At 72.2% G+C, this 14,226-nt stretch carries 13 protein-coding genes; 2 read left to right on the top strand and 11 right to left on the bottom strand.

What is annotated here, in order from left to right; translation table 11 throughout:
- Positions 1-43: 43 nt before the first annotated feature.
- Positions 44-412 carry a hypothetical protein gene (locus AB0M43_RS22845; RefSeq protein WP_363727776.1) on the top strand — a complete coding sequence of 123 codons (369 nt, stop codon included), beginning with the start codon at positions 44-46 and terminating at the stop codon, positions 410-412.
- A gap of 199 nt (positions 413-611) precedes the next feature.
- On the opposite strand, the gene pdxS is transcribed toward AB0M43_RS22845, so the two are convergent.
- The 5 genes from pdxS to pgsA form a co-directional block, all read right to left on the bottom strand.
- Positions 612-1,505, bottom strand: a complete 894-nt coding sequence (pdxS, locus tag AB0M43_RS22840) for a pyridoxal 5'-phosphate synthase lyase subunit PdxS (protein ID WP_363727775.1) — start codon at positions 1,503-1,505, stop codon at positions 612-614.
- Between the two features lie 88 nt (positions 1,506-1,593).
- Entirely contained in the window at positions 1,594-2,058 is a 465-nt protein-coding gene (locus AB0M43_RS22835; protein ID WP_363727774.1) for a hypothetical protein, read from the bottom strand.
- Positions 2,059-2,257: 199 nt separating this feature from the next.
- A complete protein-coding gene (locus tag AB0M43_RS22830) occupies positions 2,258-3,415 on the bottom strand; it encodes a glycosyltransferase family 4 protein (protein WP_363727772.1) in 1,158 nt (385 codons plus the stop codon).
- Positions 3,412-4,281, bottom strand: coding sequence for a phosphatidylinositol mannoside acyltransferase (locus AB0M43_RS22825; RefSeq protein ID WP_363727770.1), 870 nt, complete (start codon positions 4,279-4,281; stop codon positions 3,412-3,414). Before AB0M43_RS22825 ends, AB0M43_RS22830 begins: the two co-directional genes overlap by 4 nt.
- A complete protein-coding gene (gene pgsA / locus AB0M43_RS22820; RefSeq protein WP_363727768.1) occupies positions 4,278-4,883 on the bottom strand; it encodes a phosphatidylinositol phosphate synthase in 606 nt (201 codons plus the stop codon). Before pgsA ends, AB0M43_RS22825 begins: the two co-directional genes overlap by 4 nt.
- 183 nt (positions 4,884-5,066) lie before the next feature.
- Between pgsA and AB0M43_RS22815 the strand changes: the two genes are divergently transcribed.
- The gene (locus tag AB0M43_RS22815) at positions 5,067-7,226 is read left to right on the top strand and encodes an elongation factor G-like protein EF-G2 (RefSeq protein ID WP_363727765.1); all 2,160 of its coding nucleotides are present in this window, start codon (positions 5,067-5,069) and stop codon (positions 7,224-7,226) included.
- A 55-nt stretch (positions 7,227-7,281) separates the two neighbouring features.
- Here AB0M43_RS22815 and AB0M43_RS22810 read toward each other — a convergent pair whose 3' ends face one another.
- The 6 genes from AB0M43_RS22810 to AB0M43_RS22785 form a co-directional block, all read right to left on the bottom strand.
- The gene (locus tag AB0M43_RS22810) at positions 7,282-8,484 is read right to left on the bottom strand and encodes an Ig-like domain-containing protein (protein ID WP_363727763.1); all 1,203 of its coding nucleotides are present in this window, start codon (positions 8,482-8,484) and stop codon (positions 7,282-7,284) included.
- A 31-nt stretch (positions 8,485-8,515) separates the two neighbouring features.
- Positions 8,516-9,325 (bottom strand): polysaccharide deacetylase family protein, encoded by an 810-nt coding sequence (locus AB0M43_RS22805; protein ID WP_363727761.1) that lies wholly within the window; start codon positions 9,323-9,325, stop codon positions 8,516-8,518.
- Between the two features lie 69 nt (positions 9,326-9,394).
- Positions 9,395-9,913 (bottom strand): HIT domain-containing protein, encoded by a 519-nt coding sequence (locus AB0M43_RS22800; RefSeq protein ID WP_363727759.1) that lies wholly within the window; start codon positions 9,911-9,913, stop codon positions 9,395-9,397.
- Positions 9,914-10,052: 139 nt separating this feature from the next.
- The gene (gene thrS, locus AB0M43_RS22795) at positions 10,053-12,074 is read right to left on the bottom strand and encodes a threonine--tRNA ligase (RefSeq protein WP_363727757.1); all 2,022 of its coding nucleotides are present in this window, start codon (positions 12,072-12,074) and stop codon (positions 10,053-10,055) included.
- A 193-nt stretch (positions 12,075-12,267) separates the two neighbouring features.
- A complete protein-coding gene (locus AB0M43_RS22790) occupies positions 12,268-13,203 on the bottom strand; it encodes an SGNH/GDSL hydrolase family protein (RefSeq protein ID WP_363727755.1) in 936 nt (311 codons plus the stop codon).
- Positions 13,204-13,274: 71 nt separating this feature from the next.
- Entirely contained in the window at positions 13,275-14,204 is a 930-nt protein-coding gene (locus AB0M43_RS22785; RefSeq protein ID WP_363727753.1) for an SDR family oxidoreductase, read from the bottom strand.
- Positions 14,205-14,226 lie beyond the last annotated feature (22 nt).

Below are 14,226 nucleotides of genomic sequence, written 5' to 3'. Positions count from 1 at the left end.
CGGCTGCGGCGTCCCGGGTGCGAGGACATGATGAAGTGGGCACATGAGCCTCTGCGTTCACGTGTTCGCCCTGCTCCCCGACGGCGGTTCGGCCGTCCTCGACGAGGGTCCGGACGTGCCCGACGCCGCCGGGGCCGAGCGCACCAGACATACGCTCTGGGGATCGTCGGCGGTCGCCGACCTCGGGCTCGGCCTGCGCTTCCTGCCCACCCTCGCCTGGGGCGACCTGTGGGTCGGGCCGGACGGGCTCGACGGGTTGGCGGCGGACTGCGCGGCGATCCGGGACCGCCTCGCGGCGGTCGCCGCGGCGACCGGCTACACCGAGGAGTTCGTCGCCGACCGGGTCGGCAACATCGCCGCCGCCGTCGACCGGGCCCGGGGCGTCGAAGGCGGTGGCGTCGTCATCTGGTGACGCGGATCGCCGGGGATCGCCGGAAGCGGCTCGCCGGGGATCCCGGGACGAGCGCCGGGAAGGTCGCGCCACCCGGAGCGGACACGGGGACAGCGCGGAACCGGGGCGGGGGCGCGCGGGCGCCGCGTACCCGTCGGATGTGTTCTGGAACGGAAACAGCCCTCCCGAGGAGATCGGGAGGGCTGCTTCGCGGAGGTGACTACCAGCCGCGCTCGGCGAGCCGGTGGGGCTGCGGGATCTCCTCGACGTTGATGCCGACCATGGCCTCGCCGAGGCCGCGGGACACCTTCGCGAGGACGTCCGGGTCGTCGAAGAACGTGGTGGCCTTGACGATCGCGGCGGCGCGCTCGGCCGGGTTGCCGGCCTTGAAGATGCCGGAGCCGACGAAGACGCCCTCGGCGCCGAGCTGCATCATCATCGCGGCGTCGGCCGGGGTGGCGATGCCGCCCGCGGTGAACAGGACCACGGGGAGCTTGCCGGACTCGGCGACCTCCTTGACCAGCTCGTACGGGGCCTGGAGCTCCTTGGCGGCGACGTAGAGCTCGTCCTCGGCCAGGGTGCTCAGGCGGCGGAGCTCGCCACGGATCTTGCGCATGTGGGTGGTGGCGTTGGAGACGTCACCGGTGCCGGCCTCACCCTTGGAGCGGATCATGGCCGCGCCCTCGGTGATCCGGCGGAGCGCCTCGCCGAGGTTCGTCGCGCCGCAGACGAAGGGGACCGTGTAGGCCCACTTGTCGATGTGGTTGGCGTAGTCGGCGGGGGTCAGCACTTCGGACTCGTCGATGTAGTCGACACCGAGGGACTGCAGGATCTGGGCCTCGACGAAGTGTCCGATGCGGGCCTTGGCCATCACCGGGATCGAGACGGCGTTGATGATGCCGTCGATCATGTCGGGGTCGCTCATCCGGGACACGCCGCCCTGGGCGCGGATGTCGGCGGGGACGCGCTCGAGGGCCATGACGGCCACGGCGCCGGCGTCCTCGGCGATCTTGGCCTGCTCAGCGTTGACCACATCCATGATCACGCCGCCCTTGAGCATCTCGGCCATGCCGCGCTTGACGCGGGCGGTACCGGTGACGGCGGTCTCAGTCACGTTCGTGCTCCTTGCTGAGGGGAATAGGGATCGTCAACCTCATGGTACGTCCCAGCCCCCGGGAACCCGCCCGGCGGTGTGAGAGGCCTCACGTGCCCAGGGTGGGTTCCTCGATGTCGAAATACGTGGGTTTGGGGTACTTACGAGCCAGGCGGAGCATCCGGACCATGTTCCGACGGCGCGCGGCCAGGGCGTCGCGGACCAGATCGTCGTGCACCTGGCGGGCCAGGGCCACCCGACGGCTGGTGGTGACGACGTCAGCCATGGTGTCGGGGTCCCAGTCCAGCGCGCGCAACTGGCGGGTCAGGTCGTTCTCCGCGCCGGAGCGGTCGTCGGGGCCGGCCGCCAGCGCCGTGCGGGCCGCGTCGCGGAGCTCCGGGAGGCCGCCGTTGGCCAGGCCGGTGGCGGCGACGGCGCGGCGGACCAGCTGCGCGTCCAGGGCGGCGGCGGCCGCCGCGGCCCGGTCGTGCAGGCGTTCGACCCGCGCGGCGAGCCAGGTCACGTAGGACGCCACCAGCACCACGGCGAGGACTACGACGACGACCCACCACATGAGGCCGGATCCTATCCCCCGGGCGCAAGGGGGCGGGGGGACGGCTCTCGGTGCGGCGGCTCCGGGCGTGAGCCGACCGGTCCGGCGAGCACCATGGCGGGCCCGGCGACCCGGCGCGGGCATCGCGGCAGGCCAGTGGGTCGCGCGGGCTACGGCGGCCCGGCCCGGGCGGCACAGGGGCCCCACACGGCCCCGGGGGCTACGGCAGCCCGGCGAGCCGCGCGTCCAGCTCCGGATCGTCCCCGGTCACGACCCCGGTCGTCGCCGCGATGGCCGTGGCGTACACCTCCAGGATCCGGCGGGCCACCACCGGCCAGTCGTAGTGCGCGACCGCCCGGGTCGCCGCCGCCGACAGGCCCGCGCGCTTCCCGGGGTCGTCGAGCAGGTCGCCCAGTTCGGCGGCGAGGGACTTGGGGTCGCCCACGGTGAACAGGGCGCCGGCCCGGCCGTCGTCGAGGACCCGGCGGAACGCGTCGATGTCGCTGGCGAGCACGGGGGCCCCGGCCGCCATGGCCTCGGTCAGGATCATGCCGAAGGACTCGCCGCCGGTGTTGGGGGCGACGTACACGTCGACGCTTCTCAGCATGCGGGGTTTGTCCGCCTCGGACACCTTGCCGAGGAACGTGATCCGCTCGCGGACCAGGTCGGGCAGGTCCATCTCGGACAGGTCGCCGGGCCCGGCGAGCAGGAGCCGCAGGCCGGGGCGGTCGGCGGCGAGCCGGGCGAACGCCTCCACCAGCACGTCGAAGCCCTTGCGGGGTTCGGTGAACCGGCCGAGGAAGCCGACCGCGCCGCCGGTGCCGGGCCAGCCGGGCAGCGGTTCCGCGCCGGTGAACGCGGCGACGGCCACCCCGTTGGGGATCTCCACCGCTCCCCCGCCGAGGTGTTCGACCTGCACCTTGCGGGCCAGGGCGCTCACGGCGATCCGGGCGGTGATCTTCTCCAGGACCAGTTGCAGGACGGGCGCGCTGGCGGCCATGGTCCGCGACCGGGTCATGGCCGTGTGGAAGGTGGCGACGACCGGTCCGCGCGCGGCGAGGGTGGCGAGCATGGACAGGCTCGGGGTGACCGGTTCGTGCACGTGCAGGACGTCGAAGGAGCCCCGGGCCAGCCAGCGCCGGACCCGGGCGGCGGAGATGGGGCCGAAGGTCAACCGCGCGACGGATCCGTTGTACTTGACGGCCACCGCCCGCCCGGCCGACACCGCGTACGCCGGCAGCCCGTCCTCGTCCTCGGCGGGGGCCAGCACGCTGACCTCGTGCCCGAGCGCCATCAGCGCCTCGGCGAGGTCGCGGATGTGGAACTGGACGCCACCGGGCACGTCGAAGGAGTACGGGCAGACGATGCCGATCCTCACGACGGGTCCAGCCACAGTTTCTGGAGCATGTGCCAGTCCTCGGGGTGCTCGACGATGCCCACGGCGAGGGAGTCGGCGACCGACTGGGTGAGCACCTTGACCCGCTCGGCGAGGGTGCCGTCGGCGGGTACGGGCAGGGGTCCGACGAGCTTGCCGCAGGCGGCGTCCGGCTCGTACCACATGGACACGGTGTAGAGGGGTGCCCCGGTGCGCAGCGCCAGCAGGGCCGGGCCGGCGGGCATCCGGGTCCGGCCGCCGAAAAAGGTGACCTCGACGCCCCGGCGGGACAGGTCCCGGTCGGCGAGCAGCGGCACGAGGTGCCCGGCCTGGACCCGTTCGACGAGGACCTCCACGGGCGGTCGGTCGCCGCCGCGTTCGGGGATGATGCTCATGCCCAGACTCTCGCGGAACTCCAGGAACTTCCGGTAGAGCCCTTCCGGCTTGAGTCGTTCGGCGACGGTGGTCAGCGGGATCCCGCTCGCGGCGGCCCAGGCCCCGGCGGCGTCCCAGTTGCCGCCGTGCGGCAGGGCCACGACCGCGCCCTCGCCGGCCTTGCCGTGCTGGATCAGCGTCTCGCCGCCCTCCAGGCGGAACCCGTCGAGGATCTGGGCCCGGCTGCGCGACGGCAGGCGGAAGGCCTCCATCCAGTACCGGGCGTAGGAGCGCATGCCGGCGCGGACCAGCGCGTCGATGTCGGTACCGGGGGCGGCGACCCGGCGGAGGTTGGCCTCCAGGCGCTGCACCCCGGGGCCCCGGCGGCGCGCGGCCCGGTCGGCCCCGGCCCGGAACAGCCCCGAGGCGACGGGTCCCGGCAGCGCGCGGACGATCCGCCAGCCGGCCGTGTAGCCCCACTCCTGCGGGGTCACGACGCCTGCCTGTACACGTGGGCGATCCGCTGCCACACCGTGATGCCGGACAGCGCCACGAGGAGCCAGAGGACGACGTCGAGGCCGTAGGGCACGCCCAGGCCGGCGAGGAGTCCGCCGATCCCGATCAGGATGAGGCGCTCGGGCCGTTCGGCGATGCCCACGTTGCAGGTCATGCCGAGGCCCTCGGCGCGCGCCTTGGCGTAGGAGACGACCTGGCCGAGGACGAGCGCGAGCAGGGCCGCCGCCGCCGGCCACGGGTGCCCGGTGGTGCCGAACCAGTAGGCGAGCGCGCCGAAGATCGCGCCGTCGGCGACCCGGTCCATGGTCGAGTCGAGGAACGCGCCGAACCGGCTGGCGGTGCCCTTCGCCCGGGCCATGGCCCCGTCGATGAGGTCGGTGAGACAACTGAGGGTCACGATGACCAGCCCGACGAGGAAGTGGCCCCGGGCGACGAAACCGACGCATCCGAGGACCACGCCGAGGGTGCCGGCGACGGTGACCGTGTTCGGGGAGATGCCGGCGCGCACGAGGGCGGAACCCACCGGGTCGAGGACGCGCGCGAGCCGGGCTCGGCCGAACACACTGAGAAGCTTTGCCATGTCGGGTGACACGATACGGGCCGGGTAGCGTCAAGGGTTGCGCTACCCGGCACTTCGGGTATGGAATCGGACACAGAGTAGTGGCAACGGTCACACTCCGTGGATCTAGGGCGTGAAGAGCAAGGCCCCGGCCCGGGCCGGCAACGGCGGCGGCCGAGCGCCCATGAAGCAGGGAGAATTCGCATGGCCCAGAAGAGCCAGGAACGTGGGGTGACCGGCGCCGCGCCGGTGGCGGAGCGGCCTGACGTCGTCCGCAGTGTCGTGCTCGTCGGCCACTCCGGCGCGGGGAAGACCACGCTCGTCGAGGCGCTGCTCGCCGCGACCGGCACCGTCGCCCGCGCCGGTTCCGTGACCGAGGGCACCACGGTCACCGACAACGACCCGTCCGCCGTCCGCCAGCAGAGGTCCGTCAGCCTGTCGTGCGCGCCGCTGACCTACCAGGGCATCAAGATCAACCTCCTGGACACCCCGGGGTACGCCGATTTCGTCGGTGAGCTGCGCGCCGGTCTGCGCGCCGCCGACGCCGCCCTCTTCGTCGTGTCCGCCGTCGACGGCATGGACGCGGCGACCGTGGCCCTGTGGGAGGAGTGCGCCGCCGTCGGGATGCCGCGCGCCGTGGCCGTGGCCCGGATGGACCACCACCGCGCCGACTTCGACGAGATGGTCGCCCTGTGCCAGCGGGTGTTCGGCGACGGCCTGCTGCCGCTGTACCTGCCGATGCACGGCGACGACGACAGCGTGGTCGGCCTGCTGAGCCTGATCACCCAGCGGGTCTTCGACTACTCCGCCGGGCACCCCGCGGTCATCAAGGAGCCGGACCCGCAGCACGTCTCCGCGATCGAGGAGGCCCGCGCCGAGCTCATCGAGGGCATCATCGCCGAGAGCGAGGACGAGACCCTGATGGATCGGTACCTCGCGGGCGAGGAGATCCCCGTCGAGACCCTGGTCGAGGACCTGGAGACCGCCGTCGCCCGGGGCACCTTCTATCCGGTGATCCCGGTCTGCGCGCCCACCGGCCTGGGCCTCGACGTGCTGCTGGAGGTGCTGACCAGCGCGTTCCCGTCGCCGCTGGAGCACGACCTGCCGCCGGTGACGACGCTGGACGGCAACCCGGTCGAGCACCTGACCTGCGACCCGGACGGCCCGCTCGTCGCGGAGGTGGTCAAGACGACCATCGACCCGTACGTGGGCCGGGTGTCGCTGGTCCGGGTGTTCTCGGGCACCCTGCGCCCCGACACCGCGCTGCACATCTCCGGCCACGGGCTCGCCGAGCGCGGCCACCCCGACCACGACGCGGACGAGCGGGTGGCGCACCTGTTCAGTCCGCTGGGCGCGCAGCTGCGCGAGGTGGCGTACTGCGTGGCCGGCGACCTGTGCGCCATCACCAAGTCCACGACGGCCGAGACCGGGGACACGATCTCGGCGAAGGACCGGCCGCTGCTCGTCGCGCCGTGGGAGATGCCCGAGCCGCTGCTGCCGATCGCGATCGTGGCCCGCAGCCGCGCCGACGAGGACAACCTGGCGAAGAACCTGGCCCGCCTCGTCGCGGGCGACCCGACCCTGCGGCTGGAGCGCAGCGCGGAGACCCACCAGCTGGTGCTGTGGTGCATGGGCGAGGCGCACGCCGACGTGGTGCTCGACCGACTGCGCACGGGCGGGGTGGAGCTGGAGACGGAGCCGGTCCGGGTCGCGTTCCGGGAGACGTTCGCCGCCGCCGCCAAGGGGCACGGGCGGCACGTGAAGCAGTCCGGCGGGCACGGGCAGTACGCGGTGTGCGACATCGAGGTGGAGCCGCTGCCCCAGGGCTCGGGCTTCGAGTTCGTGGACCGGGTGGTCGGCGGGGCGGTGCCGAAGGCGTACATCCCGAGTGTGGAGAAGGGCGTCCGGCACCAGCTGACCCGGGGCCTGGTCACCGGCAACGAGGTCGTGGACCTGCGGGTCACCCTGGTCGACGGCAAGGCGCACAGCGTGGACTCCTCCGACGCGGCGTTCCAGACCGCCGGCGCGCTCGCCCTGAAGGACGCCGCCGAGAAGTCCCAGATCTCGCTGCTGGAGCCGGTGGACGAGGTCCGGATCGTGGTGCCCGACGCGTTCGTGGGCGCGGTGCTCAGCGACCTGTCCCCCCGGCGGGCCCGGGTGCTGGGCAGCGAGCCGGAGCTGACCGGCGCGCCGGAGCGGACCGTGGTGCGCGCGGAGGTGCCGGCGACGGAACTGCTGCGCTACGCGGTCGAGCTGCGCGCCATGACCTCGGGCACGGGCACGTTCCAGCGCACCTTCGCCCGCTACGACCCGATGCCGGCGAACGTGGCCGACCAGGTCCGCAAGGCACACTCCACCCACTGAGACAACCCTCAGAGGGGTACGGCCGGGGCCGGCCCGGTGCGCTCGCCGGGTCGGTTCAGCGCTGCCGGGCCTCCTGGACCGCGTCCGGCAGCCCGGGCTTCGGCGACGGCCCGACCTGCTGGTACTGGTCGAACCCGAGCTCCCAGTCCGTCCACCCGTCGCCGGCGCCGACCTTCACCTCGGTGCCCGCGACGGTCACCATGTCGCCCCGGTGCGCGAGCCGGAACAGCCAGGTCGCGTTCTCGGTGGACATGTTCACGCAGCCGTGCGACACGTTGCGTTCGCCCTGGTCGCCGACGGACCACGGGGCGGCGTGCACGAACTCGCCGCCCCAGGTGAGGCGCAGGTCCCAGTACACCGTGGTGCGGTAGCCGTCGGCGGAGTTGACCGGTACCCCGAAGGTGCTGGAGTCGAACACCATCGACTCGGCCTTCTCCATCACGACCAGGTTGCCGCTGGACGACGGGGTGCTCGGCTTGCCCAGGCTGACCGGGATGGTCCGCAGCACCTCCCCGTCGCGGCTGACCGTCATCTGCTTGGTGCCGTTGTCGACGACGAACCGCTGGTCGGGGCCCACGGTCACGGACGCGGACCGGTCGGCCTCGCCGTACCAGCCGCCCATGTCCAGCCCGCCGATCCCGGCCCGGACGTCGATCCGGGTGCCCGCCCGCCACGGCACCTGGGGCCGGTAGTGCAGTTCGTGCGCGCTGAACCAGTGCCAGCCGCCGACCTGGGGCGGGTCGGAACGCACCGACACCCGGCGCTGGACGGCCTCCCGGTTGCCGTCGGCGACGTCGCGGGCCAGTTCGACGACCACGGGCATGCCGACGCCGACCGTCTCGCCGTCGGCCAGGTAGAGCCCCGAGCCGGCCGTGTTGCCGGACCGGCCCATGGTGCGGAACGAACTGGTCGCCGTCGTCTTCTGTCCGTCGGACCGGGTGGCGGTGACCGTGGCCGTGTAGGTGGCGCCGAAGTCCAACTGGGCCGCCGGGACCCAGCTCGCGCCGTCCGGGTAGGGCGCGCCCTCGACCGGGCCGCCGGGACCGGTCAGGGTCACCGTGCCGGTGGCCGCCCCGGTGACGGCGGTGCGGATCTCAGGGGCCGTGGACACCCCGGTCGCGCCCGGCGCGGGGCTGGTGACGGCGGCGGTGACCGGGCCGGCCGGCGGGGCCACGCTGGGCGCGGCGACGTAGCGGGCCTCCTGCGCCGTGCAGCCGCCCAGGACGAGCACCAGACCGAGAACCATGCCTTTGGCCATAAAACGCACGGTACAACTAAACGGGTCTTTCTCAGTGCTGAACGGGCTGTTGCCGGGCCGCGAGGAGCTCGGAGAGGGTGACCAGTTTCAGGCCCCGGGCCCGGATGCCGTCGATGATCGGCCCCAGGTGGTCGATGGACACCAGCCGCAGCGGGTCGCCGACGTCGTGGGCCAGGATCACCGCGCCCGGGCGCACGCCCTCGACGATGTAGCGGACGTTGCCGGCCGGGTCGTTCTTGTAGAACTTCTCGCGCATCTGGTGCGACCACAGGGCCACGTTGTAGCCCAGCGCGTTGGCCGCCAGCAGGGTACTGCCGCCCAGGTGCCCCCACGGCGGGCGCATCAGCCGGGGCGTCTTCCCGGTGTACTTCACGATCGCGGCGTGCGTGCGGCGCAGCTGCGAGGTGACCCCGTCGAAGTCCTGCTCGGCGAGGTCCGCGTGGCTCCAGGTGTGGTTGCCGACCTCGTGCCGGTCCAGCCGCCCCTCCACCAGCGCGTGGTGCTTCTTCACCCGCTCGCCGACCATGAAGAACGTCGCCGGGCACTCCGCCCTGTCCAGCGCGTCGAGCACCTTCGGCGTGTACTGCGGCCCGGGCCCGTCGTCGAACGTCAACGCGACCAGCGGCTGCTCGGTGTTCACGTGCCACGTGACGCTCTGCTGGCCGTCGTCGGCCCAGATGTTGCGGTCGCTGCCCGGCGCGTAGCCCCCGCCGATCGGCTGGCGGTCCGGCCCGAACCAGCGGGGCAGTTTCTCCGCGCCCACCACCGCCGCGGCACCCGCCACCGCCCCGCCCGCCGCGAGCAGCGTGCCCCGCAACAGCCCCCGTCGTGTGATCCCCACCCGTGCCCCCGTCGTCCGTTCGTACCCCGAGAATGGTTTCACGGGTGAACACGGGTTGACATCCGGGATTTACCCCAGGGAATTCCATGCCTCTACGAGAAGTTTGCGCGTTTCGGGCAGAAGCTGGGGGATGACCTTCGTCTGTCCCACGATCGGCATGAAGTTCGCGTCGCCGCTCCACCGGGGCACCACGTGCTGGTGCAGGTGGGCCGCGATCCCGGCCCCGGCCGCCGAGCCCTGGTTCATGCCGATGTTGAAACCGTGCGGGCTCTGCGCCAGCCGGAGGGCCCGCATCGACTTCTGGGTGAACTCCGCCAGCTCCACGGCCTCGGCGGGCGTCAGGTCCGTGTAGTCGGCCACGTGCCGCTGCGGACAGACCATCAGGTGCCCCGAGTTGTACGGGTACAGGTTGAGCAGCGCGAACACGTGCTCACCCCGGACGATGATGTTGACCTCCTCGTCCAGCCGGGCCTGGGACAGGCAGAACGGGCAGCCCTCGGGCCCGTCCCCGACGGGTTTGTTCTCCCCACCGGCCACGTAGGCCAGCCGGTGGGGAGTCCAGAGTCGCTGCAGCCCATCGTCCGTCATGCGCCCGATCCTATGGCCTGCGCCGCCGAACCGCCCGGGGCGAGGGTGCTTCGCGCACGACCGGAGAAACGACGGTGCCCGGCCCACGCGCGACGGTGCCCGGGTCCCCGCGCGGGGACCCGGGCACCGTTCGGGACAGCTACGCCTCGACCTCGGCCGGGGCCGACGGGCCGACGTTCGTCCGCGACCGGACCACCTCGGCGACATGCGCCACGGCCTCGGCGAGCGGAACGGCGTTGCGCTGCGACCCGTCCCGGTACCGGAAGGACACCGTGCCGCCGTTCGCGTCGTCGTCGCCCACGATCGCCATGAACGGGATCTTCTGCTGCTGGGCGGTGCGGATCTTCTTCTGCATCCGGTCGTCGGACGCGTCCACCTCGGCCCGGATGCCCTCCTTGCGCAGGAGCGCCACGAACTCCTCCAGGTACGCCACGTTCTCGTCGCGGACCGGGATGCCGACCACCTGCACGGGCGCCAGCCAGGCCGGGAACGCGCCCGCGTAGTGCTCGGTGAGCACGCCGAAGAACCGCTCGATCGAACCGAACAGCGCCCGGTGGATCATGACGGGGCGCGGCCGGGTGCCGTCGGGGCCGTTGAACTCCAGCTCGAAGCGCTGCGGGAGCTGGAAGTCGACCTGGATCGTGGACATCTGCCAGGTCCGGCCGATCGCGTCGCGGCACTGCACGGAGATCTTCGGGCCGTAGAACGCGGCACCGCCCGGGTCGGGCACGAGCTCCAGGCCGGAGGCGTCGGCCGCCTCCTGGAGGGCCGCCGTCGCCTCGTCCCAGTCGGACTGCTCGCCCACGAACTTCGGCGAGTCGTCCCGGGTCGACAGCTCCAGGTAGAAGTCGTCGAGGCCGTAGTCGCGGAGCAGGTTCAGCACGAAGTCCAGCAGGCTCTTGAGCTCGCCGGCCATCTGCTCCTTGGTGCAGTAGATGTGCGCGTCGTCCTGCGTCATGCCGCGCACCCGGGTCAGGCCGTGCACGACGCCGGACTTCTCGAACCGGTACACGGTGCCGAACTCGAACATCCGCAGCGGCAGCTCGCGGTACGACCGGCCGCGCGACCGGAAGATCAGGTTGTGGAACGGGCAGTTCATCGGCTTGGCGTAGTAGTCGGCGCCGTCGAGGTGCATCGCCGGGTACATGCCGTCCTTGTACCACTGCAGGTGCCCGGAGATCTCGAACAGCGAACCCTTCGCGATGTGCGGGGTGTTCACGAACTCGTAGCCGGCCTGCTCGTGCCGCAGCCGCGAGTAGTTCTCCATCTCGCGGCGGATGATGCCGCCCTTCGGGTGGAACACGGCCAGCCCGGAGCCGATCTCCTCGGGGAAGCTGAACAGGTCCAGCTCCGCGCCGAGCTTGCGGTGGTCGCGCTTGGCGGCCTCCTCCAGCAGGCGCAGGTGCTCCTTGAGGGCGTCGCGGGTCGGCCACGCGGTGCCGTAGATGCGCTGGAGCTGCGGGTTCTTCTCCGAACCGCGCCAGTAGGCGGCGGCGGTGCGCATCAGCTTGAACGCCGGGATGTGCCGGGTGGTCGGCAGGTGCGGGCCGCGGCACAGGTCGCCCCAGCAGCGCTCGCCGGTCTTGGCGTCGAGGTTGTCGTAGATGGTCAGCTCGCCGCCGCCCACCTCCATGACGTCCTCGTCCACGTCGCCCTTGATGTCGACGAGCTCCAGCTTGAACGGCTCGTCCTTGAGCTCGGCCTTCGCCTCGTCGAGGGTGCCGAAGACCCGGCGGGAGAACTTCTGCCCCGACTTGATGATCTCCTGCATGCGCTTGTCGAGCTTGCTGAGGTCCTCGGGGGTGAACGGGGTGGTCACCGAGAAGTCGTAGTAGAAGCCGTTGAGGACCGGCGGGCCGATGCCGAGCTTGGCGTCGGGGAACACGTCCTGGACGGCCTGGGCGAGCACGTGCGCGGTCGAGTGCCGCAGGACGTTGAGCCCGTCCTTGCTGTCCAGCGAGACGGCCTCGGCCCCGGTGTCGGTGTCGGGGACCCAGGACAGATCCTTCAGGACCCCTTCGTCGGTACGCAGCACGACGATCGCCTTCGGGCCCGTCATCGGCAGCCCCGCGACCTCGACAGCCTCCGCCGCCGTCGTCCCGGCCGGGACCAGAACGCGTGGAGGTGCGTCGGCCTTGACGGCTGGGTTCGGTGCGGACACTGTGAGCTCCTTCGGACGGGTGCCCCAACCGGGTGCCGGGACCTGCCCGAAATGCTATCTGCCGCGCTCCGGGGGCCGCTCGCCCGCCCTCGGAGGCCCCGGGACGGCCGCCGGAAGGCCGGCTCCCCGCGCCCCGCACGGCACGGGACGCCGCCGGCGCGGGCCAGCGGCGTCCCGGGTCACGCGGGGCGGGCTACTCCGGCACGGAGGCGTGCCGTTCGGCGTCCAACTGCTCCTGGCGGGCCACGGCGGCGGCGCGCCGGTAGTCCGCGCCGAGCACGGCGGCGACCTCGGCCGGGTCGGTCAGGGACGGCACCGGGTCGCGGAACAGCGGGGCGACCGAGCCGCGCAGGGCCGGCTCGACGATGTTGGCGTACCCGACGTGTCCGTTGCGGTTGGGGTGGTAGGACTCGCTGATCGGGTTCGACAGCCCGTTGAGCCACTCGCTGTTCGAGCACACCGCGTGCCCGGTGAACGCCGACCGGGAGTCGACGAACGCGAACCCGTGGGCCGACGCCCGGCCCGCGGTCGTGGTGGCCAGCAGGTCGGCGGTGCCGTTGAGCGCGGACGCCTCGGCGGCGGAGATCCGGGCGAGCGTGTTGCAGGACTCGCCCTGGAACAGCCGCGGGTAGCCGACGACCACGACCCGGGCGCCCGGGGCCCGCGACCTGATCTGGGAGTACAGCCCGTCGAGGCGGCCCGGCAGCGTGTTGCGGATGAACGCGTTCGCGGTGTTGATCTCGCTGGTGCACGTCCACGGCCACGGCTTGGCGCACTGGGTGATCACGTCGGCGAACCCGGCGTCGTTGCCGCCGACGGAGACGGTCACGTAGGCGGTGGTGGAGTTCAGCGCGCCCAGCTGGTTGTTCTGCACGTCGGCGACCCGCGCGCCGCTGCACGCGACGAAGGTGAGGGTCGCGCCGAGCCGCCCGGAGTCCAGGGTCGGGTAGGCGTGCTTCGAGCGTTGGCAGCTGCCGGAGTCCGCGTAGTACTCGCGGGTGCCGACGCCGGAGGAGTAGGAGTCCCCCAGCGCCGTGTACCCGGGGCCGGCGGCCTGGGCGGGCAGGGCCGTGGCCAGCAGGGTGCCGGCCGCGAGGAGGAGGGTGACGAGGGGTCGACGGAGGCGCATGTGATCTCCTTGGGCATTGAAGATGCCCAATATGCTCCCAGCCCGCCGGCACCCCGGTGGTATGGAAAGGGTTAAACGTTGCCGTACGGGTTCACAACGTTAATCAGCGACACGGCCTTGACCAGCTCCGCCACGCCGGCGTCCATGTCGATCTCGGTCTCGAAGCCGCGCGAGCGGATCTTGGCGTAGGACACCTCGTAGTCGCGTTTGTCCTCGTCGGACCCCGTCTCCGCGAAGTACAGGTAGTAGTCCACGTGCTCCAGGATCTTGCGAGCCACCTCGGCCTTCGTGAAGTTCATCCGCTCGTGGCCCACGTTGTACACGTCGTCGCGCATCGTCGACCAGTTGTCCAGGGCGAACAGGATCGCGCGGGCCATGTCGTACACGTGGACGAAGGTGCGCTTGAAGCCGCCCTCGTAGACGATCAGACTGCGGTCGTGCACGGCCTGGTAGGCGAACGTGTTGGGCATCAGGTCCAGGCGCATCCGGGGGCTCGCGCCGAACGCCGTCGCGTACCGCAGCGCCACCGCGTCGCCCGCCGCGAGCACCAGCTTCTCCCCCTCGGCCTTCGTCTCCCCGTACAGGGTGATCGGGGCCCGGGGGGTGTCCTCGTGGCACAGGTAGTCGGGCACCGCGCCGTAGACGCTGCCCGTGGACGCGAACACGAGGCGCTGGCCGGGGCGGCGGGCGGCCACCACGTTGCGGGTGCCCTCGACGTTGGTGCCGACGGCGACGTCCGGTTCCTTCTTGCACGCCGGGTAGCCGACGATCGCCGCCAGGTGCACGATCACGTCCATGCCCTCGACGGCCGCCTCGACCATGGCCGCGTCGCGCACGTCCCCCCGGACCAGCTCGAATCCGGGGTACCGGGCGCAGCCGAGCAGCCCCTGCCCCCCGAACCGCAGGGTGTCGAGCACCCGGACGGCGTGCCCGTCGGCGAGCAGCAGGGGAACCAGGGTGGAGCCGACGTATCCGGCCCCTCCGGTGACGAGGATGCGCATCCGGCAGACATTACCGCCCGGG

The sequence above is a fragment of the Longispora sp. NPDC051575 genome (genome assembly GCF_040681875.1).
Lineage (GTDB): Bacteria > Actinomycetota > Actinomycetes > Mycobacteriales > Micromonosporaceae > Longispora.
Note: the sequence above shows the minus strand (reverse complement) of the source record. Positions and strands in the feature narration are given on the sequence as shown.